This window comes from Luteibacter sp. P1_D3 (assembly GCF_056406135.1).
Map to the genome: position 1 here is coordinate 127,653 of NZ_JBFUAT010000003.1, position 20,465 is coordinate 148,117.

Annotated in this window: 17 protein-coding genes; 10 read left to right on the forward strand and 7 right to left on the reverse strand. The window is 65.2% G+C overall.

Annotation, left to right across the window (positions count from 1 at the left end):
- Positions 1-28 precede the first annotated feature (28 nt).
- Positions 29-1,018 carry a porphobilinogen synthase gene (gene hemB / locus AC1DYM_RS04025; protein ID WP_477336160.1) on the forward strand — a complete coding sequence of 330 codons (990 nt, stop codon included), beginning with the start codon at positions 29-31 and terminating at the stop codon, positions 1,016-1,018.
- Between the two features lie 102 nt (positions 1,019-1,120).
- On the forward strand, positions 1,121-2,929 hold the full coding sequence (locus AC1DYM_RS04030; protein WP_477336162.1) for a monovalent cation:proton antiporter-2 (CPA2) family protein: 1,809 nt from the start codon (positions 1,121-1,123) through the stop codon (positions 2,927-2,929).
- 8 nt (positions 2,930-2,937) lie between these two features.
- Here the strand turns inward: AC1DYM_RS04030 and AC1DYM_RS04035 are convergent, their stop codons facing one another.
- Both AC1DYM_RS04035 and AC1DYM_RS04040 read right to left on the reverse strand, forming a co-directional pair.
- Complete coding sequence (locus tag AC1DYM_RS04035; RefSeq protein ID WP_477336164.1) at positions 2,938-6,363, reverse strand: ankyrin repeat domain-containing protein; 3,426 nt, start codon at positions 6,361-6,363, stop codon at positions 2,938-2,940.
- 90 nt (positions 6,364-6,453) lie between these two features.
- Positions 6,454-6,756 carry a YcgL domain-containing protein gene (locus AC1DYM_RS04040; protein WP_477336166.1) on the reverse strand — a complete coding sequence of 101 codons (303 nt, stop codon included), beginning with the start codon at positions 6,754-6,756 and terminating at the stop codon, positions 6,454-6,456.
- A 236-nt stretch (positions 6,757-6,992) separates the two neighbouring features.
- On the opposite strand from AC1DYM_RS04040, the gene AC1DYM_RS04045 reads away from it, so the two are divergent.
- Positions 6,993-8,420: an OmpP1/FadL family transporter gene (locus tag AC1DYM_RS04045; RefSeq protein WP_477336168.1), complete on the forward strand. Its 1,428-nt coding sequence runs from the start codon at positions 6,993-6,995 to the stop codon at positions 8,418-8,420.
- A 116-nt stretch (positions 8,421-8,536) separates the two neighbouring features.
- Here the strand turns inward: AC1DYM_RS04045 and AC1DYM_RS04050 are convergent, their stop codons facing one another.
- The gene (locus AC1DYM_RS04050; RefSeq protein WP_477336170.1) at positions 8,537-9,232 is read right to left on the reverse strand and encodes a YecA/YgfB family protein; all 696 of its coding nucleotides are present in this window, start codon (positions 9,230-9,232) and stop codon (positions 8,537-8,539) included.
- A gap of 10 nt (positions 9,233-9,242) precedes the next feature.
- Complete coding sequence (locus AC1DYM_RS04055) at positions 9,243-10,613, reverse strand: glutamate--cysteine ligase (RefSeq protein WP_477336172.1); 1,371 nt, start codon at positions 10,611-10,613, stop codon at positions 9,243-9,245.
- A gap of 282 nt (positions 10,614-10,895) precedes the next feature.
- On the opposite strand from AC1DYM_RS04055, the gene AC1DYM_RS04060 reads away from it, so the two are divergent.
- Both AC1DYM_RS04060 and AC1DYM_RS04065 read left to right on the forward strand, forming a co-directional pair.
- Positions 10,896-11,375, forward strand: a complete 480-nt coding sequence (locus tag AC1DYM_RS04060; protein ID WP_477336174.1) for a DUF3800 domain-containing protein — start codon at positions 10,896-10,898, stop codon at positions 11,373-11,375.
- On the forward strand, positions 11,321-11,647 hold the full coding sequence (locus tag AC1DYM_RS04065; RefSeq protein ID WP_477336176.1) for a DUF3800 domain-containing protein: 327 nt from the start codon (positions 11,321-11,323) through the stop codon (positions 11,645-11,647). Before AC1DYM_RS04060 ends, AC1DYM_RS04065 begins: the two co-directional genes overlap by 55 nt.
- A gap of 201 nt (positions 11,648-11,848) precedes the next feature.
- Here AC1DYM_RS04065 and rho read toward each other — a convergent pair whose 3' ends face one another.
- Together rho and trxA are read right to left on the reverse strand one after the other, a co-directional pair.
- Positions 11,849-13,765, reverse strand: a complete 1,917-nt coding sequence (rho, locus tag AC1DYM_RS04070) for a transcription termination factor Rho (protein WP_477336178.1) — start codon at positions 13,763-13,765, stop codon at positions 11,849-11,851.
- A 156-nt stretch (positions 13,766-13,921) separates the two neighbouring features.
- Positions 13,922-14,248 (reverse strand): thioredoxin TrxA, encoded by a 327-nt coding sequence (gene trxA / locus AC1DYM_RS04075; protein ID WP_477336180.1) that lies wholly within the window; start codon positions 14,246-14,248, stop codon positions 13,922-13,924.
- Positions 14,249-14,680: 432 nt separating this feature from the next.
- Between trxA and AC1DYM_RS04080 the strand changes: the two genes are divergently transcribed.
- The 5 genes from AC1DYM_RS04080 (at position 14,681) to ung (ending at position 19,812) form a co-directional block, all read left to right on the forward strand.
- On the forward strand, positions 14,681-16,447 hold the full coding sequence (locus AC1DYM_RS04080) for a DEAD/DEAH box helicase (RefSeq protein WP_477336182.1): 1,767 nt from the start codon (positions 14,681-14,683) through the stop codon (positions 16,445-16,447).
- A 165-nt stretch (positions 16,448-16,612) separates the two neighbouring features.
- A complete protein-coding gene (gene ftsE, locus AC1DYM_RS04085; protein WP_477336184.1) occupies positions 16,613-17,290 on the forward strand; it encodes a cell division ATP-binding protein FtsE in 678 nt (225 codons plus the stop codon).
- Positions 17,287-18,267, forward strand: a complete 981-nt coding sequence (gene ftsX / locus AC1DYM_RS04090; protein WP_477336186.1) for a permease-like cell division protein FtsX — start codon at positions 17,287-17,289, stop codon at positions 18,265-18,267. The genes ftsE and ftsX overlap by 4 nt, the downstream gene beginning before the upstream one ends.
- A gap of 13 nt (positions 18,268-18,280) precedes the next feature.
- Entirely contained in the window at positions 18,281-19,120 is an 840-nt protein-coding gene (locus tag AC1DYM_RS04095; RefSeq protein WP_477336188.1) for a response regulator, read from the forward strand.
- Positions 19,117-19,812, forward strand: coding sequence for a uracil-DNA glycosylase (ung, locus tag AC1DYM_RS04100; RefSeq protein ID WP_046968928.1), 696 nt, complete (start codon positions 19,117-19,119; stop codon positions 19,810-19,812). Before AC1DYM_RS04095 ends, ung begins: the two co-directional genes overlap by 4 nt.
- A 213-nt stretch (positions 19,813-20,025) precedes the next feature.
- Here the strand turns inward: ung and AC1DYM_RS04105 are convergent, their stop codons facing one another.
- Positions 20,026-20,439, reverse strand: coding sequence for a type II toxin-antitoxin system PemK/MazF family toxin (locus tag AC1DYM_RS04105; protein ID WP_477336191.1), 414 nt, complete (start codon positions 20,437-20,439; stop codon positions 20,026-20,028).
- Positions 20,440-20,465: the final 26 nt, after the last annotated feature.

Here is a 20,465-nt window from a genome sequence, read left to right on the forward strand (position 1 = left end):
GGATCGCCACAGAGCAGGCAGCCGTCCCATGACCTTTCCCGCCGTCCGCATGCGCCGCATGCGCCGCGACGCCTTCTCCCGCGCACTGATGCGCGAGAACGTGCTTACCGTGTCCGACCTGATCATGGTCGCCTTCATCGTCGAGGGCGAAGGTGTACGCCAGCTCGTACCGTCGATGCCGGGCGTCGAACGGTTGTCCATCGACGAACTGGTGAAGCTCGGCGAGGAATGCGTCACCCTCGGTATCCCGGCACTCGCCCTGTTCCCCTCGGTGGACGGCTCGGCGAAGACGGAAGATGCGCGCGAGGCGTGGAATCCGGAGGGTCTGTTCCAGCGAGCCACGCGCGAACTGAAGCGCCGGTTTCCCGATCTTGGACTGATCGGCGACGTGGCGCTCGATCCGTACACCACGCATGGTCAGGACGGCCTGATCGACGACGACGGCTACGTGATGAACGAGCCGACCGTCGAGGCCCTGATCAAGATGTCGCTGGCCCAGGCGGAGGCCGGCATGGACTTCGTGGCGCCGTCGGACATGATGGATGGCCGCATCGGCGCCATCCGCGAAGCGCTCGAAGACGCCGGTTACATCCATACGCGCATCCTGGCTTACTCGGCGAAGTACGCATCGAGCTTCTACGGCCCGTTCCGCGACGCGGTCGGCTCCTCGGCGAACCTGGGCAAGGGCAACAAGCACACCTACCAGATGGATGTCGGCAACAGTGACGAGGCCATCCGCGAAGTCGAGCTCGATCTGGCCGAAGGCGCCGACGCGGTGATGGTCAAGCCGGGCCTCCCGTATCTCGACATCGTACGTCGTGTGAAGGACACCTTTGGTGCACCGACCTTCGTTTACCAGGTCAGCGGCGAGTACGCGATGATCAAGGCCGCCGCGCAGAACGGCTGGCTCGACGAGAAGGCCGTGGTCATGGAGTCGCTGCTGGCGATGAAGCGCGCCGGCGCGGACGCGATCCTGACCTACTTCGCGCTCGATGTGGCCCGCTGGCTAAAAGCCTAGACGATGTGAGAGCAGTACCCAGCCATCCTCCAAAGCCGTTTCATCCAAATCGCCAACCCCTCCCCGTGACATAATCGAAGACGATCTTTCGGGAGTCACGGGATGGATGGACATCATTTCCTCGAGACGGCAGTCGTCTTCCTGCTGGCAACGGTTATCGCCGTTCCGCTGACCAAGCGATTCCGTCTCGGCGCCGTCCTTGGCTATCTGCTGGCGGGCGTGGTGATCGGGCCCTCGGTGCTCGGCCTGGTGAGCGATACCGCTGGTGTCGCGACGATCTCCGACTTCGGCGTGGTCCTGATGCTCTTCGTCATCGGACTGGAGCTTTCACCCTCGCGACTTTGGGTGATGCGCCGTGCCGTCTTCGGCAGTGGCAGCCTGCAGGTGCTTACCTGCGGCCTGGCCCTTGGCGTCATGGGGTACTTCCTGTTCGGCCTGACCTGGAAGGCCGCCGTGATCGTCGGTGGCAGTCTCGCGCTGTCCTCGACCGCCTTCGGCCTGCAGATCCTCGCCGAGCGCAAGGAAGCCGGCACGGTCTACGGTCGACAGGCCTTCGCCATTCTGCTTTTCCAGGATCTGGCCGCGATCCCCCTGATTGCCGCCGTGCCCCTGCTTGGCGGCGCGCTGGCGCGCGATGCACACGCACCGGACATCATGAGCGTCATCCGCGTGGTCGGCACGATCTTCGCCGTCATCGTCGGTGGCCGCCTGTTGTTGCGTCACGTGTTTCGTTTTGTGGCGCGCGCGAAGAGCACCGAGGTCTTCACCGCTACGGCGTTGCTCGTGGTCATGGGTACGGCGTGGCTGATGGAGCTCGCCGGCATTTCGACCACGCTCGGCGCCTTCCTCGCCGGCCTGCTGCTCGCCGATTCCGAGTACCGCCACGAACTGGAATCCAACATCGAGCCGTTCAAGGGCTTGCTGCTCGGTCTGTTCTTCGTCAGCGTCGGCATGTCGGTCGACCTTGCGCTGCTTGTCGCCCAGCCGCTGGTGGTGCTCGGCATGGTCGCCCTGCTGCTGGTCGTCAAGGCGGGCCTGATCGTGCCCCTTGGCAAGGTCGTCGGTGGGCTAACCTCAGCCGATTCGGTCCGTCTTGCCGCGGTACTGGCCAGCGGCGGCGAATTCGCCTTCGTCATTCTCAACCTCGCCCAGCAGAAGAGCCTGATCGACGACAGCCAGCGCAACCTGATGGTCATGGCCATTTCGCTGTCGATGGCTTTGACCCCCTTGCTGGTTCTGGCGGCGTCTCGACTGGTGCATGAGCGTGTGCGCAAGCCTGATCGCGCTTTCGATACGATCGAAGCCGATACGCCCCGCGTCATCATCGCGGGATTCGGACGCATGGGGCAGATCGTCGCTCGCGTGCTGCGCGCGCAGGGCATTCAGTTCGTTGCGCTCGAAAGCTCGGTGGAGCAGGTCGAAACCTCGCGTCGCTTCGGCGGTACGTCGTTGTTCTTCGGTGACCCGGGCCGGCCCGAAATGCTGCGTGCGGCGCAGGCCGACAAGGCTGAGGTCTTCGTCATTGCCACCGACGACCCCGAGGCCAACATCCGCACGGCGCGCCTGGTCCGCCGGCAGTATCCGAACCTGAAGATCGTTGCCCGTGCGCGCAATCGCCAGCACGCCTTCCGGTTGATGGATATCGGCGTGGAAGATCCCGTGCGCGAGACGTTCTACTCCAGCCTCGAGATGACCCGGCATGTGCTGGAATCGCTCGATATGCCGCCGGAGGTCGTCGAGGCGCGCATCGCGCGTTTCCGCAAGCACGACAGCCAGGTGCTACGTTCGCAGTACCTCGTCTACGACGACGATGCGGCGCTCATACAGAGCTCGAAAGACGCGCTCCACGACCTGCAGCAGTTGTTCGAAGCCGATGCGGTCGAGGAGCGAGTGCGCGAGGAAGACCACTGAGTTTGGGGTCAGTCGGGCTGAGCAGGCTGGCGAAGCGTCTGCCGGACGCTCGGAATCGCCCCGACCCGCGTGCCGAGTTCATGCGCGATATCCACGAACCCGAGATGGCGCGCGACATCGCCTGCGGTGCGTCCAAAGGCATCGGCAGCCTGGCGGCTGGCGCCACGGTGCAGTAGCACGCGTGCCGGCGGAAGCAGGGCATGCATGGCGCTCGCATGGAGTGCGCTCACACCACGGTGATCGGCATGCTCCAGCTTCGCGCCCGCGTCGAGCAGCACCGGGACAAGCGCACCGAGGTGGGTTGCGTCGGCCGCGCTGCCCGGGCGCATGTGCGCACCGAGCAGAAGCAGTAGCGGCGTGGCGCCATCCTTGTCGGCCTTGTTCACGTCGGCGCCCTTGCCGATCACGATATCGAGCAGGCGGCGAGCCCGAAGGCTGTCGCTGCCGCCGAAGCAGTACTGGGCCGCGGCATGCAGGGCGGTATGGCCGTGCGCATCTTCGGCGTTTGCGTTGGCGCCCCGCGCCAGCAACATGTCGGCGATCTCGGGATAGCCCAGTGTCGCGGCGATCATGAGTGCGGTGGCGTCGCCGGGCAGTCGCTGGTCGACGTCCACACCGCGCGCGAGCAGGAGCTCGACGACGCTTTCGCGGCGCGCGTTGACCGCGGCAGCGAGGGGCGTGATGCCAGACGCCGCGGTGACGGTGGGATCCGCCCCTGCGTTGAGCAGATGCTCCGCGACGTCGCGCTGGCCGGCGCCGGCGGCGCGCAGCAGGGCGGTGGCGCCCTGCGCATCGCGTGTGTCGACGCCAAAGCCGAGTTCGAGCAGGCGATCCACGGCTTGCGTATCGCCGGCGGCGGCAGCCCCAGGCAGATCGTCGGCGCGCAGGGCGCGACGCGGCAGCGGCCAGGCGGCCCAGCTGAGCCAGCGCTCCACATCGCCGTGGCCGATGCCCAGGCCGTAGGGCGTCTCGCCGTTGACGTCGGCGGTTTCGGGGTCGGCACCGTTCGCGACGAGCAGGCGGACCAGGGGCAGGCTCTCGCCGCCCTGTTCCAGCGCAGCATGCAGTGGCGTACGACCACCCATGTCACGCACATTCGGATCCATGCCACGGGCAAGCAGCGCACCGAGCAAGGCCACGCGACCGGTGGCCGCGGCCATGTGCATCGGCGTGCGACCCCGGCTGTCCGCGCCAAACGGATCGGCGCCCGCCTCGAGCATGGCGAGCGTAAGGCGCTCGTCCGCGCCGTCCAGTCGGCAGATGGCCTGGCCGAGCAGACCGGCGCCCGCTGGCGTAGCTCCGCTACGCATCAGTTGCAGCAGCGCATCGGCGGCCTGGGGCAACTGCGGCAGCAGGGCATCGAAGAGACGGCGGCCGAGCCCGCTGGTGTCGTCCGCTGGGAGGGCAAGACGCGACTCGGCGCTCAGTCCGTGATCCAGCAGCCACGCGCGGGCGGACTCAAAGCCCGCGCCGGCGAGATCGACATATAGCGCTGCGAGTTCGTCCGTGGGCCATTCGCGCACCTTGGCGGCGAACGTCGAGGCGACGGCCCAGTGGCCGAAGCGCAAGGCGTCATAGAGGTGCATGGGTGAATCAGCACCGGCTTCCGGAACGACGGATTCGCTCAGCGACGTCGGCAGCGGCGTTTCGGGATCGAGCAGGGCGACAAAATCCCAACGGCCCGCGGCGGCAGCATGATCCAGGGCGCTGCGGCCGTCAGCGCCGGGTTCCTTTGGCTGGGCACCCAGGGCGAGTAGGGCACGCACCGTGGCAGCCTGCGCGCGCGGGGACTGGCTGGCGAGCGTAAGGGCGTCACGACCGTGACCGTCGCGTGGCGAGGCGTCCGCGTTAGCGTCGGCGAGCAGCTGGACGATGCCATGCGCGCCTGCGCGCGCGGCCTCCATCAGCGCCGTGGTGCCGTGGCGGTCGGCGAGGTTGGGATTGGCGTTCGCTTGCAGCAGGGCACGCGCGATCTGCTCGTGCCCTTCGGCAGCGGCTGCGATAAGTGCCGTGCGGCCCTGCGCATTGACCGCATTCACCGGCCCCTTGTGCCGGAGCAGCACTTTCACGCCCTCGGCGTCGTCGTCAGCGATACCGGCCGCCGCGACGAGGGCTGGTTCGCCGCCGACGGGCGCCGGTTTCGCGCCGTGCTCCAGAAGGAAACGGGCGAGTGCCCAGTTGGCGGCCCGGCAGGCGATCGCGAGCGGCGTGTCGCCAGCCGCGTTTGCCGCGTCGACGGCGGCGCCGGCATCGAGGAGCATGGCTGCGACGGTCGGCTCGGCGCCGAGCACGGCGCCATGCAGCGGCGTGTTGCCCTCCGCGTCCGTTCCGGAGGCATCCGCGCCGTTGGTCAGCAAGGTCAGGACAGCTTCGGGCCGGCCATGCCAGCTGTCGCGCGTGGCGGCGAGCAGGGCGGTGACGCCGTTCTGTGCGCGATTCACCTGCGCGCCTCGTGCAATGAGTGCACGCAGCAGGCGCATATCGGGTGAGAGCGCTGCGAGGGTGAGCACCGGTCGCTGGTCGCGCTCGCCCGGTTCCGCAGCGGTGTCGGGATCGGCGCCGGCTTCCACGAGCGCCACGGCCCGGGCGATATCGCCTTCGCGTGCGGCGGCGAGGAGGGCGCGCTCACGCACACCCGGCTGGCTTTCTTCGCGGGAAAGGACGGGGATGGGCGCAGGCGTGACAGGTGCATCGACCACGGGCTCGCGCCGCGGTTCCGCGCGCGCCGTGCGGATATGCCCGCGGCGATCGCAGAGCAGGGCGCGCAGCGTACGGTTGGCGATCACCATGCAGCACACCGGCAGCAGCACCACGCCGTAGATCGCCAGCGCGGCGATCCTCATCTCCGACGGAAAGACACCGTAGAGCCCAGACAAGGCCACCGCACAGAAGGCCAGCACCAGCAGGCCCAGGGCYGCCGGTACGAAATGCGAGAAGAAGCGCTCTTCCGCCGACAGGTGACGGCCGAACGAGATCGATCGCGCCACCGCCGTGAAAATCCAGGAACCGGTGTTGCTGTCTTCCGGGTACGCGTCGTCCCAGAGGAAAAGCAGCCCGAAGGCCGGCCATACGCGCCAGAGGGCCGCCAGCGCGACCACGAGTGTGGCGGCCAGCAAGAGGGCGGCGCCGAGGCTGGGTGCCTGGGTGAGCTTCAACAGCGGCCACGCGACCAGCACGAAGACGACAAAGGTGTAGACGGTGAACATCACCACGTGTGCCGAACCGCGACGCAGGGTCGTGCGCAGGTAGCTCTGCTCCGGATCGAAGCCGATCGCATGGCACACCGCGCCCATGGCCAGGGCGTTGGCGAGCAGGAGCGGTATCAGCGCGAGCGGTGAAGCGGTCAACCCGGCGCACGCGACAGCGGCGAGGGCGGGGAGGAACCAGGGCAGTGCCTTGATCAGCGGTGGTCGTCGACGTTTGGGATTGGCCATGCGCGGGAGTATACGGACGCCACAGGGGTGGCGCGGTAACGCGGCGTTAACCCGCGCGACGCAATGCGGCCCTGCGCGTATTCGGCGAGGTCAGGCGCGGACGAGCGTCTGGTCGGGATCGATCTGCCGGTTGAAGTTGGGCTGATTGCAGACGGTGAGCGTCTCGTTGGACGGCGTCTGCAGATGCCAGCCGCAACCGGCCAGATTGGTCAGCACACGGTCGGAATCGTCGTGCGGCAGCTTCCGTTGCGGCGTCAGCTCCACCTCCAGGACGAAACGGAGCTCGCCCAGCAGGAGGACGAGCGGTTCGGGAAGCATCTCGAACCCGTCGCGGCGGGTCATCCACACGTAAGTGTCGGGTTTGCGCAGGCTGGCGTAGACGTAGCAGTGCATGACGGCAGTCTCGCTTGCGATTCGGCTTACCACCCTACCAAAAGAGGCGCCCTCAGTCAGTGCTGTAAACCCCCGCCGTTACAGCTTTGTTGCATTAGCACTTGCAAATTTCTCGTCAAGTCGTCCAGAGTTCCACCCCAGATTGTTAAACGCGCGTATGAAAACGGATAAATTTTAGGTTTTCCGCGAACGTGACGTCGACCCAGAGCAGAACAAAAAAGCAGGAGCCACCCCGAATGTCGAAGCTGAACCTCAATACCCGTCCGCTGGCCATTGCCGCCCTTTCGCTGGCCATCGCCGGCGCGCTGGTGGCTCCCCAGGCCGCGCACGCCAGTGCTTTCCAGCTCAAGGAAAACAGCGCCGCCGCGCTCGGTCGCGCCTTCGCCGGTTCTGCCGCCGCAGGTGACGATGCCTCGGTCATCGTGAACAACCCGGCCGCCATGTCCCTGCTCAAGGGCAATGTCGTCCAGGCCGACGTGACCGGCATCAATTTCAGCACCAAGTTCCACGGTACCGCGACCGATGCCCAGGGTCGCCCGATCTCCGGTGGCAACGGCGGCGACGCCGGCACGACCATCCCGGTCCCGGCGATGTACTTCGCTACCCAGGTCAACGACCGCCTCCACATCGGCCTCGGCCTGACCGCACCGTTCGGCTTCAAGACCGACTATGACTCCGACTGGAAGGGCCGTTACAACGGCATCAAGTCCGACTTCAAGTCGTTCGACGCCACGCTGTCGGCCTCGTTCGATGTCACCGATACGTTCGCCATCGGTGCCAGCTTCATCGCGCAGAAGACCAGCGCCGAACTGACCAGCGCGATCAACTACAACACCGTTGGCCTCGGCCTGATCCAGCGCGCCGCCGCTGCCGGTCAGATCTCGCCGCTCGTCGCTCGCGCCCTGGCGCAGCAGTACGCCACCGTTGTCCCGCCGGGCAGCGACGGTATCGCCCGCATCAAGGGTGACGACTGGGGCTACGGCTGGCAGCTCGGTGGTCTGTGGCGCCTGACGGATACCGATCGCCTTGCGCTGAACTACCGCAGCAAGATCAAGCACACGCTCGAAGGCACCGGTAACTTCACCATGCCGTCGAACGTCACGGCCGTCCTGTCGAACCCGACGGTTGGCGCCCTGCTCGGCAGCGGCCAGCCGCCGTTCACCCACACCAACGGCTCGGCAGGCTTCACCACGCCGGCCGTCGCGACCGCCAGCTACTGGCACCAGGCATCGAAGTTCGGCTGGGGTATCGACGCATCGTGGACCAAGTGGGATTCCTTCCAGGACCTCACCGTCAACTTTGAAAACCCGAACCAGCCGCAGAACACCGAGCACTTTGGCTGGCACAACAGCTGGTTCGTGTCCGTCGGTGGCGAGTACTACATGACGGACAAGCTCACGCTGCGTACCGGTGTCGCCGTCGATACGACGCCGACCGAAGACCAGAACCGTGACGTCCGCGTGCCGGACTCCACCCGCAAGTGGGTCGCGTTCGGTCTGGGCTACAAGGCCACCGACCGTCTCGAGATCAACGCCGGTTACGCCCACATCTTCGTCAACAAGGCGCACATCGCCGGTGGCGAGAGCTCGACGCTCGATCGCATCATGGGCGAGAGCGACGACAAGGGTAACCTGCTCAGCGTGTCGGCCAAGTACGCATTCTGATCGTCTGATCAGTAGGGCCTGAAAACAAAAAAACCTCCCCGGCAACGGGGAGGTTTTTTTATGGCTCGGTCGGCTGGACGCGATGCTCTTGTAGGAGCCGCTTCAGCGGCGAGCTCTTACCCTTCGCTCCCGCAACACTTCTTGAATTTCTTCCCGCTCCCACACGAACACGGATCGTTTCGCCCGACCTTCAAAGGGTCGCGACGCAACGTCTTCCCATGCTCAGGATGGCGGCGCCGATACAGCTTCGCCAACTGGAATGGAATCTCGTTGAGCAAGCCCATCCGTTCCTCGAATGAAGGCAACGGCAGCGCCGGCATATCCGGCGTCGCTTCGGTTTGATCCGCCGACAACGTCATCAACATGCCCATGAACGGATAAAGACTTTCATCCATCCACTCGTCCCAGGCCTCGCCCCACTCGTTGAGCGCAAAGCGAAAGCCGATCGCCCAGTCGCTGGCGATCGGGAAGTCGCCGGTGTACGTGCTGATGTCATCGATCTCGTCGAATTCTTCGGGCGAATCGATAAAGGGCAGGGACTCTTCGCCAAGTGCCTTCGGATCGGCGGCCACGCGAGCGGCAATGACCTGCCAGAACTCCCGCATCAATCCGTCGGCTTCGTTCGCCTCGGCTTCCGACGACCACGGCGTCGCTCCGCCGAGTTCCAGCACGGCGACGCAGTCATCGACGTCCACGTCGATCGGTCCGACCAGGGCAGCCGAGAACAGACCGTCGAGGGCTTCCAGCGAGTAGCGGTTGGTCGAGGCCAGCAGGTCGTCGAGGCGGCCGAGTTTCGTTTCGCTCATTTGCATGCGGGCGGGCTCAGTATGCGTATTCGCTGAAGATCGGATCCACGCTACCGTTCCAGCGACCGTGGAACAGTTCCAGCTTGGTATCGGCCTGGGTCTTTCCCGACAGTGCGATCTCTTCGAGTGGCTCAAGGTAGATCGATTCGTCGGTGCCGCGGTGCCCCTGCACGTTGCGACGCTTCAGTCCATGCGAGGCGATCTTGACCGCTTCGAGCGCGAGTTCGCGCACGGTGTGATCGCGGAAGCGCAACGCCAGCGCATCCCTGGGGACGCCATCACGCAGCGCATGGCGCTCGGCCTTGGTGAAGTCCTTAACCAGATCCCACGCGGCATCGAGCGCCACATCGTCATACAGCAGGCCGACCCAGAACGCGGGCAGTGCGCACAGCGAGTTCCAGGTGCTGGTGTCGGCGCCACGCATTTCCAGATACTGCTTGAGGCGCACTTCGGGGAAGGCGGTGGTCAGGTGGTCAGCCCAGTCCTTCATGTTGGCCCGCACGCCCGGCAGCGCAGGAAGTTCGCCGCGCATGAACTTCTTGAAGTCCTGGCCGGAGAGGTCGACATACTTGCCGTCACGGTAGCTGAAGTACATCGGCACATCGAGGATGTAGTCGACGTAGCGCTCATAGCCGAAGCCGTCTTCGAAGACGAAATCGAGCATGCCGGTGCGGTCGGCGTCGGTGTCGGTCCACACGTGCGAGCGGAATGACTTGTAACCGTTCGGTTTGCCCTCGGTGAACGGCGAGTTGGCGAACAGCGCCGTCGCGATCGGCTGCAGCGCCAGACCCACGCGGAACTTCTTCACCATGTCCGCCTCGGTGGCGAAATCGAGGTTGACCTGGACGGTGCAGGTGCGGGTCATCATGTCCAGGCCGAGCGAGCCGACCTTGGGCATGTACTCACGCATGATCTTGTAGCGGCCCTTGGGCATCCACGGCATCTGGTCACGACGCCACTTCGGCTGGAAGCCCATGCCGAAGAAGCCGATGCCGAGTTCCTCGGCCACGGAACGGACCTCACGCAGGTGCTCGGTGACCTCGTCGCACGTCTCATGGATCGAATGGAGCGGCGCGCCGGAGAGCTCCAGCTGGCCAGCCGGCTCCAGGGTGATGTTGGCCATGCCCTTGGTCAGCGCGACCGGCGTCTCGCCTTCGCGGGCGACGTCCCAGCCGAATCGCGTGGCGAGGGTCTCGAGGAGCAGGCGGATGCCCGGCCGGTCGCCGTCGAAGGGGGGCGGGGTGAGGTCGTCCGTATAGAAGCCGAACTTCTCGTGTTCGGTCCCGATGCGCCAGGCCTCACGCGGCTTCTCGCCCGCGGCGAGATAGGCGACCAGATCGTTACGGTCGCCGATGGGCGTGCTCTTGGCGGCGCTGGGTATGGACACGGACTTTCCTTGAACGAGAGCGGCAGGGCCGGATGCGGCACACATGGGGGCGTATGCCTGCCGGGAAAAGGTGTTATGCCCGGCGGCGCAGGGTAGCAAATGCGTCAGTGCTTTGTTGGAAAGGCGGTAGGCGTCCAAGGAGGCGGTCTCTGGCTCGAATCCGGGGTCGACACCCGACCCTGCTGAGTGATCGGCGGACAGAATCGCTCACGTGGATTCTTATACCTTCAGGCCATGTCTCTTCACACTACGGCGATATCGACGCAGTTCAGTAATTACATCGTGTACGTCGACGAGAGCGGTGATCACGGTGTTGAGAGGATAGATCCCGATTACCCAGTCCTTGTTCTGGCGTTTTGTGTTTTTCACAAACGACATTACGCACACACGGTGGTCGCCGAGATCGAATCGCTCAAGTTTCGCCATGTCGGACACGACATCGTCGTTCTGCATGAGCACAACATCCGCAAGGAGAAAGGAAGCTTCCTGTTTGGCGGTCGGCAGGAAAAGGAACGCTTTCTGGATGAGCTGACCGGGGTCATCGAGGCGGGCAACTTCATCCTGATCAGTTGCGTCATTCGCAAGGAGATGCTGAGGGAGCAAAGCCTGCTTAAGGACAATCCTTATCATCTGGCCCTTGGATTCTGTCTTGAGACCCTGTTTGAGCTCCTTCTGGAGACGGGCAGACGAAATCTCCGACCCACATCGTGTTCGAGTGTCGTGGCAAGAGGGAGGATATCGACCTGGAGCGCGAGTTCGTGAGGATATGCAGCGGCGCCAATCGATGGCACAAGTCGCTGCCACTAGTCATCAAGTTCGCCGACAAGAAGGTCAACTCGTCGGGCTTGCAACTGGCGGATCTGGTCGCCCGACCTATTGGGCTGTCAGTGCTTCGACCTGGTAGCGCTAATCGCGCGTTCGATATCCTGAAACGCAAGTTTTTCTGCCAGGGAGGGCGTCGGCGATTGGGTGTGGACTTCGAGGGCTGGGGTCTTAAGGTTTTCCCTGGCACAGAAAGCGAAAAGCCCCGGTGAGCTCACCGAGGCTATAGCGCCGACCGGGAACCCCCAATCCACTTGAAACATAGTTTAAATCGGTCTTTCTGAGGCTACAAGGCATGCGCACCGCACACCTTGTAGGCCGTCATCTCGCGCCTTGTGAGGCATGCGAATTCCGGCGCGAAAAACGAAAAGGCCGCCCGGAGGCGGCCTTTCGCTGGATTCTACGAGGCGCGGTCAGCGCTTCATCGAATTGAAGAACTCGTCGTTGGACTTGGTGTTCTTCATCTTGTCGAGCATGAACTCCATCGCGCTGAGTTCGTCCATCGGGTGGAGCAGCTTGCGCAGGATCCAGATCTTGGCGAGCAGGTCCGGCTCGATGAGCAGGTCTTCGCGACGGGTGCCCGAGCGGTTGATGTCGATGGCCGGATAGACGCGCTTCTCGGAGATACGACGGGACAGGTGCACTTCCATGTTGCCGGTGCCCTTGAACTCCTCGTAGATCACTTCGTCCATCTTCGAGCCGGTGTCGGTCAGCGCCGTCGCGATGATCGTCAGGCTGCCGCCTTCCTCGACGTTACGTGCCGCGCCGAAGAAGCGCTTGGGGCGCTGCAGGGCGTTGGCGTCGACACCACCGGTGAGGACCTTGCCGGAGCTCGGAACCACGGTGTTGTAGGCGCGGGCCAGGCGGGTGATCGAGTCGAGCAGGATCACTACGTCCTTCTTGTGCTCGACCAGGCGCTTGGCGCGCTCGATCACCATCTCGGCGACCTGCACGTGACGCACGGCCGGCTCGTCGAAGGTGGAGCTGATGACTTCGCCGCGAACGGTGCGCGCGATTTCCGTGACTTCCTCGGGGCGCTCATCGATCAACAGCATGATCAGATGGACGTCCGGATGGTTGTACTGGATCGCCTGGGCGATGTTCTGCAGCATCATCGTCTTACCGGATTTCGGCTGGGAGACGATGAGGCCACGCTGGCCGCGGCCGATCGGCGCCACGAGGTCGAGGATGCGACCCGTGATGTCTTCGGTCGAACCATTGCCGCGCTCGAGCTTGAACGACTTGCGCGGGAACAGCGGGGTGAGGTTCTCGAACAGCAGCTTGTTCTTCGACGCCTCCGGCGGATCGCCGTTGATGTCGTCGACCTTGAGCATCGCGAAGTAGCGCTCGCCTTCCTTCGGATGGCGGACGCGACCGGTGATGTAGTCGCCGGTGCGCAGGTTGAAACGACGGATCTGGCTGGGCGACACGTAGATGTCGTCCGGACCGGCCAGGTAGGACTCGTCGGCCGAGCGCAGGAAGCCGAAGCCGTCCTGCAGGATCTCGAGCACGCCCTCCGCCCAGATGCCACCGCCCGAACGGGCGTGGGCCTTGAGGATGTTGAAGACGACGTCCTGCTTGCGCTGGCGGGCCACGCCCTCGCGCACACCGAGCGACTCGGCGAACTCGAGCAGCTGGATGGCGTTCTTGCGCTTGAGCTCGGTCAGGTTGATCAGGCGATCGTTGCTGCCGGCGTCGGCGTTCTCGTCGTCGTCGACCGGGTAACCGTTGTTGTTGCGCTGGCTCTGGTAGTTATTACCACCGCCGCCACCGCCACCGCCACCGTTGCCCGGATTGCCACCACCGCCACCCTGGCGCTGCTGGTTGCGCTCGTTGCGCCGGCGCCGGCCGCGACCTTCGCGTTCGGCGTTATTGGGGTTGTTGGGGTTGTTGGGGTTGTTCGGGTTGTTATGGCGGTTCTGCGGCTGGTTCGGGTTTTCGACCCGGCCCATCTGCTGGTTCTGGCCACCCTGGGGCTGGCCATTGCCGTTGCCATCGCGGGCTTCGGCCGGCGCGGGACGCGCCTCGTTGCCCTGCGATGCATTGCCCTGCGGTGCATTGCCCTGCGGTGCGTTGTTGAGCTGAAGCTCCGCCTGTGGCGCGGGCGACGGACTGGGTACCGGTGCCGGGGTCGGCAGCGGCGGAAGCGGTGGCACGGTAGCCGGCGGACGGGCCGTGGCGGGTGCGGGAGCCGGAGCGGGCGCGCTCGTCGCTACCGCAGGTGCTTCAGCGGCGGGTGCCTTTCGGCGAGTACGGGGACGCGGTTCGGTCGCAGGCGGATCGCCGGCGCCCTTGGCGTCGCTAGGATTTTTGGTTTCGATATCAGACACGGGCAAACCTCACGGGGCGCCGTTGAAGAAAAAATGGGAGAGGGTTCGCAGCATGGGGGACAAGGCATGTCCCGGCGAACTCCTGAAGCCTAGCATCGCGTGAGGCGCGGCGTAAAGCGCCTCACGCGGCGGCTTAAGTGAACCGTACAGCTACGATCAGATCGACTTGTCGATGAACTGGGCCAGCTGGCCCTTGCTCACGGCACCGATCTGGGTGCCGGCGACCTTGCCATCCTTGAAGATCATCAGGGTCGGGATACCGCGGACACCGTACTCGCGCGGGGTCTTCTGGTTCTCGTCGATGTTGATCTTGACGATCTTGAGCTTGCCTTCGTACTGGCCAGCCAGCTCGTCGAGCGCCGGGGCGATGGCTTTGCAGGGACCACACCATTCGGCCCAGAAGTCGAGCAGGACGGGGGTGTCGGAATCGAGGACGTGTTGCTGGAACGCAGAGTCGCTCGTATGGGTGATCTTGTCGCTCACCGTGATCTCCAAAAGGGGGTGAAAGGGGGTTGACGACCGTGACGCCAGCATCGGCTACACTAAGGAGCCCCATGTCGCGGGTCCAACCGGAACCGAAGGTCTTGGCCATTGCAGCCGGTGGCCCTCATTCCAACGCAACTAGGGGCGCGATACAAGCGATTCAAGGGCGCCGACGGGATGGCTTCCGTTGACATAGGTGAACAGGCTCCGCATTCGAGCCCCTTCACCTATGCCAGCGGGAGTCGTCGGGTCGCGCGCCGCCGCCTCCGGCCATCGTGCGCCGGGCGCGTCGTACGGCCGCCGGCATGGCACCGGCCGCCCCCGACTCTCCCGTGACGCCGGCCGGATCACCCACCGTCCCGCGGCTCTTCCTTTGCCGCCGGGCCGCTGCCGCGCATTTGCGGCGCGAGACTCCCAGGTTACCCACCCACCATGTCCCAAACCGTTCTCACCGATGTCTTCTACGAAAACCTCGACCTTCATCCGCTCCTCCAGCAGGGCCTTGCCGCCGCCGGCATCACCCGCACCACCCCGATCCAGGCGCTGACCCTCCCGGTCGCCCTGCTTGGCCGCGACGTGGCCGGGCAGGCGCAGACGGGCACGGGCAAGACCTTCGCCTTCCTCGTGGCGCTGATGAACCGCCTGCTCAACAACCCGGCCGCCCCGGATCGCAAGGACGCCGATCCGCGCGCCCTGATCATCGCGCCGACGCGAGAGCTGGCGATCCAGATCGAGAAGGACTTCCAGGTCATCGGCAAGGCCACCGGCCTGCGCAGCGCCCTGATCTACGGCGGCGTCGACTACGACAAGCAGCGCCAGCAGCTGCGCGACGGCTGCGACATCATCATCGCCACCCCGGGCCGCCTGCTCGACTACTACAAGCAGGACGTCTTCGGGTTCGGCAGTGTCGAGGTCATGGTCATCGACGAAGCCGACCGCATGTTCGATCTCGGCTTCATCAAGGATGTGCGCTTCATCTTCCGTCGCCTGCCGGCCCGCGAGAAGCGCCAGGTCCTGCTGTTCTCGGCCACCTTGAGCCATCGCGTGCTCGAGCTCGCCTACGAGCACATGCACGAAGCGGAAAAGCTGGTCGTCGAGACCGAGAACGTCACCGCCGATCGCGTGCGCCAGGTCGTCTACTTCCCCTCCAAGGAAGAGAAGATGCCGTTGCTGCTCAACCTGCTCGAGGAGAGCAAGACCGAGCGCAGCATCATCTTCGTCAACACGAAGGCCGCCGCCGAGCGCATCACCGATCGCCTCAAGCGCCACAACTTCCGTGTCGGTGCCATCTCGGGCGACGTCCCGCAGGTGAAGCGCCAGAAGCTCCTGCAGCGCTTCCAGGATGGCCAGATCGACCTCCTGGTCGCGACCGACGTTGCCGCCCGCGGTCTGCACATCCCGGCCGTCAGCCACGTTTTCAATTACGACCTGCCGCAGGATGCCGAGGACTATGTCCATCGCATCGGCCGTACCGCGCGCCTGGGCGCCGAAGGTGATGCGATCAGCTTCGCCTGCGATCTCTACGCGATGGGCTTGCCGGACATCGAGACCTACATCAACCAGAAGATCCCGACCGCCTCGATCGAGGCCCGGATGCTGGTGATGCCGGCCCCGCGCCCGCGCGCCGACGGCGTGCAGGATGAGATCGAGGATCCGAACGACAACGATGGCCACATTCCGACCCGCGGCGCGCCGCCGGAAAAGGGTGGCCGCAGCGGTAGCCGCGATGGTCGTGGCGGTCCCCGCTCCGGCGAGCGTTCGGGTAGCCGTGAGCGTTCGGGCAGTGGCGAGCGCCGCCCGCGCACGCCGCGTCCGGACGCCGTGGCCACGGCCGCCTCGCCCGTCGAGGTGCCGATGAAAACCGTCGTCGTCGCCGAAACCGTCGCCGACCTCCCGGCCGCGGCGGAAGCCATGGCCGCCGCTGGCGCGCCGAAGAAGCGTCGCCGTCGTGGTGGCCGCGGTCGCGGCGCCCGCGAGGGTGTCGAGAACGGCAATGGCGCCGCCGCGAAGACCGACGGTCAGGCGGCATCGGCGTCCGCGCCGCGCCAGGCCGACGGTCAGGCCAATCCGAACCGTCGTCCGTCGCGTCAGGTGGCCGCCAACCGTCCTTCGGCGAGCGCGCCGGCTCCGGCCGCCGCGACGGGTCAGGAAAAGGTGGGTTTCTTCCGCCGCATCGGTCGTCTGTTCGGCGGTCGGTAAGGAATCGCCGATAAATCGGCTCCCACACAAAGCCCGGCATTAGCCGGGTTTTGCGTTTTGTGGGAGCCGCTTCAGCGGCGATTCGCCGTAAGCGCGAACCACCCACCGCAAAATCCACACCACTTCCCTTATCCTCTGGGGCTCAACGGGCCAACGGGTAATGCGGTGATCGGTTTCGAGCTGGTGAGTAAACGGTACGAGGGCGATCACCAGGCCCTTACCGATGTGTCGTTCAGCGTCGAAGCCGGCGAGATGGCGTTTGTCACCGGTCACTCCGGTGCCGGCAAGAGCACCCTGCTCAAGCTCCTGGCCATGATCGAGCGGCCGACCAATGGCGTCGTCACCCTCGACGGACAGAAGCTCAACACCGTTCGTCCTTCCGATATTCCGCGGATCCGCCGCAAGCTCGGCATGGTGTTCCAGGACCACCGGCTGCTGATGGATCGCAGCGTCTTCGCCAACGTGGAACTGCCGCTGGTGATCGCCGGCGTGGCGCCGGGCGACCGGGGCCGTCGTGTTCGCGCCGCGCTGGAGAAGGTCGGCCTGCTCAGCTACGAGAAACAGCTTCCCGGTTCCCTCTCCACGGGTGAGCAGCAGCGTGTCGGCATCGCCCGAGCGATCGTGGCCAAGCCCGCCGTGCTCATCGCGGACGAACCCACCGGCAACCTCGATCCCCAGCTGGCAATGGAAATCATGGGTCTCTTCGCCGAGTTCCAGCAGGTCGGCACGGCCGTCCTCGTCGCCAGCCATGACCTCATGCTGATCAAGCGAATGAAGAAACGTGTCGTTGTGCTCGATCACGGCAAGCTCGTTGCCGATGTCCCGGCCACGGAGGTCGTATGAACGCCGTCCGCGAACCGCGTCGCCAGCCGGAGCCGGAAAAGACCCGCCGCAGCGGTCCTCGTCATGTAAGCGCCTGGCGCGAGCATCACATCTGGAGCCTGTCGATCAGCCTGCGTCGTCTGGGTGCCCGCCCGCTGGGGACCTTGCTGACCGTGGCCGTCATGGGTGTCGCGCTGGCCTTGCCCCTGGCGTTCTACCTGCTGCTCGGCAACGTGCAGCGGATGGGCGACGCCCTCGGTCGCAACCAGTCCATCAGCGCCTTCATGAAACCCGGACAGAACGGCGCGATGGCCGACATCGCGGCCTCCGCGTTGCGCGGCCGTCCCGAGGTGGCTGAGGTCGTCGTGCGCACGCCGAAAGACGGGTTGGACGAACTGGCCGAGGTCCAGGGTTTTTCCGGATCGCTGCAGTCGCTCGATGTGAATCCGCTGCCTTACGTGCTGTCGGTCCAGCCCAAGGCCGGCCTGGCCGTCGACCAGGTCGACCGGCTGGTCGAGGCGATGAAGGCGACGCCTGGCGTCGACATGGTTCAGGACACTGGCGCCTGGCGTCAGCGTCTGGATGCCCTGCTTGGCGTGGGAAGTCGCGCGGTCTCCCTGCTGGCCCTCCTGCTCGGCGTCGCCGCGTTGCTGGTGGTCGGTAACACCATTCGGGTGGATATCCAGAGCCGCAGTACCGAGATCGGTGTCCTGCTGCTGATCGGTGCGAGTCGTCCCTTCGTTCGCCGGCCTTATCTCTACGCGGGTATCTGGCTCGGCTTGCTTGCCGGCATCCTGGCCGTGATCCTCGCCGTCGTCCTGGAGCTCGCCATGGCCGGACCGGTGGGGCGCCTCACGGCCGCCTACGACGGCAGTGTCAGCTTCGGCGGACTCCCCGCATGGCTGCTGCTTTCGGTACCCTTCGCTTCGGCGTTGCTCGGGTGGCTGGGTGCGCGACTGGTCAGCGCGCGGCAGATTCGCCGCGCGGCGATGGCCTGAAGGGGAGACAGGGGTGGGATCTCACATCGGTTCGGGTGTTGCCGGCGCTGCGCCGCGAATCCTGTTGGTCGACGGCTCGAAAGTCGTCCGCCAGCTGATTTCGCGCGTGGTCGCGGCCGAAGTCCCGGGCGTCGAGATCGTTGGCGTGGCCACCGGTGCCGAGGCCCAGTCCGAACTCCAGCGCGGTGTCTTCGATTTCGTCACCGTCGCCTTACGCCTGCCCGATATGGATGGCCTGGACGTAGCTCGTTTCGTTCGCGAGTCCGCTCCGCAGATCTACATGCCCATCGTCGTCGTCTCCGGTGACGTCGAGTCGCGCCTGCATCGGCGCGAACTGGGTGAGTACGTCACCGATTACTTCGACAAGTCGCTGGGCTTCGGTGCCCTGGCGGAATTCATCCGCGGCTACGTGCGACCGGAAGGCGGCGCCGAAGGTGACGTGCTCTATGTCGAAGACAGCCGCGTGGTTGCGCTCGCCACGCGCCGCATGATGGAAAAGTACGGACTCACCGTCCGCCACGTGATCAGCGCCGAAGATGCCATCGACTACCTGCGTGAAGCGAAGTCGCGCGGCGATGTCGGCGCCGATATCGTGCTGACCGACGTGAGCCTGAAAGGCGAACTCACCGGCGGCGATCTGGTCGAGTGCATTCGCAACGAGTTCGGTTACGGCAAGGGGTTGCTGCCCACGCTGATCATGACCGGCGACGAGAATCCGGCGAACCAGGCCGCGCTGCTGCGTGCCGGTGCCAACGATCTGGTCGAAAAGCCGGTGGAAGAGAAGTTGTTGATCACCAAGCTGCTCTTCCAGCTGCGCGTTGCGCTCCACCTTCGCGAAAGGGCAACGGGTTGAACGAGCGCGTGCGACTCGAAGCCTCGTGGAAGCAGCGGATCGGCGACTACCTCGATCGACCGGACATGCTGGCGCTGTCGACCTTTCTGCGTGAGGAGAAGGCCGCCGGCAAGGATATCTACCCGCCGGGCCCGGATATCTTCAACGCCTTCGGCCACACGCCGTTCGACAAGGTGCGCGTGGTCATCCTTGGCCAGGATCCGTATCACGGTCCCGGGCAGGCGCATGGCCTCAGCTTCTCGGTGCGCCCCGGTGTGCGCGTGCCACCTTCGCTGCAGAACATGTTCAAGGAGATCGAAGCCAGCCTCGGTCTTCCACGGCCTGATCATGGTTGCCTGACCCCGTGGGCAGATCGCGGCGTGCTGTTGCTCAATGCCGTGCTCACGGTGGAAGCAGGGCAGGCCGCGTCGCATCAGGGAAAAGGTTGGGAAGGCTTCACCGACGCCGCGATCGATGCGCTCAACCGCGAACGCGAAGGACTGGTCTTCCTGCTGTGGGGCAGTCATGCGCAGAAGAAGGGTCAGCTGATCGACGCGTCGCGCCACCTGATCCTGCGCAGCGTGCATCCGTCGCCGCTCTCGGCGCATCGTGGCTTTCTTGGCTGCGGCCATTTCGCCAAGGCGAATGCCTACCTGGCATCGCGGGGCGAGTCGCCGATCGACTGGTCGTTGCCACCGCGCGCCGAACTCTGACGAGTCGCGGTCCCCAGAAGTGACAAAGCCCGCGAGCCGAAGCTCGCGGGCCAGTTTAGGATCCGAGGCGCTTGTCATCGCGCATTCGGCCTGCCGCGGCTGCCACCCGAAGGTCTCACCGAGGTCTTGAGATCGGCTAGTGCCGACGGACGAGTGCACGTTAATTGTTGGGCGCCCAACAAGCAACGCGGCAGACCCCTAAATTCGGACTTTTCAGAAAAGTTCGAACATGTAAGCGATGGCGCGACGGATGTCCCTCATCGTCTTTTCATCGACCTGATCCTGGCCGAATCGGCGGTAGCCGCTGCGACGAGCTGAGGCGGTGAGGCTCAGGCGTTCGAGGCTTACCACGGTAAGCATGTCGCACTTCGCCCATCGGTCGCCGGGCTTTTCCCGCCAACCGGGAGGCATGGCTGCCACCGATATCGGCACGTGCCAGAGGCGACGTCTGGCCGGAGCGGTCATGCTTATGGGCACGATGTTGACCAGTCCCCGCCGGCCTTCCAGCGTGCGCCCAACCACGATGGCGGGCCGGACCTTAACCATTTTGGCGCCAACAACCGTGCCCTCCGCCGGGAAGTGGCAGATGACAACGGTGCCTGGGTCGGGTGGGAAGGCGAGGGCCATCGGTCAACGGTAGGCCGGGATCGCGC

What these genes read in the sequence shown, in the direction of transcription:
- AC1DYM_RS04080 (WP_477336182.1), top strand. Translation starts at nt 14,681, where the DNA reads ATGTCCCAAACCGTTCTCACCGATGTCTTCTACGAAAACCTCGACCTT.
- AC1DYM_RS04040 (WP_477336166.1), bottom strand. Translation starts at nt 6,756, where the DNA reads ATGCACTGCTACGTCTACGCCAGCCTGCGCAAACCCGACACTTACGTG.
- hemB (WP_477336160.1), top strand. Translation starts at nt 29, where the DNA reads ATGACCTTTCCCGCCGTCCGCATGCGCCGCATGCGCCGCGACGCCTTC.
- AC1DYM_RS04030 (WP_477336162.1), top strand. Translation starts at nt 1,121, where the DNA reads ATGGATGGACATCATTTCCTCGAGACGGCAGTCGTCTTCCTGCTGGCA.
- AC1DYM_RS04050 (WP_477336170.1), bottom strand. Translation starts at nt 9,232, where the DNA reads ATGCAAATGAGCGAAACGAAACTCGGCCGCCTCGACGACCTGCTGGCC.
- AC1DYM_RS04105 (WP_477336191.1), bottom strand. Translation starts at nt 20,439, where the DNA reads ATGGCCCTCGCCTTCCCACCCGACCCAGGCACCGTTGTCATCTGCCAC.
- AC1DYM_RS04045 (WP_477336168.1), top strand. Translation starts at nt 6,993, where the DNA reads ATGTCGAAGCTGAACCTCAATACCCGTCCGCTGGCCATTGCCGCCCTT.
- ftsX (WP_477336186.1), top strand. Translation starts at nt 17,287, where the DNA reads ATGAACGCCGTCCGCGAACCGCGTCGCCAGCCGGAGCCGGAAAAGACC.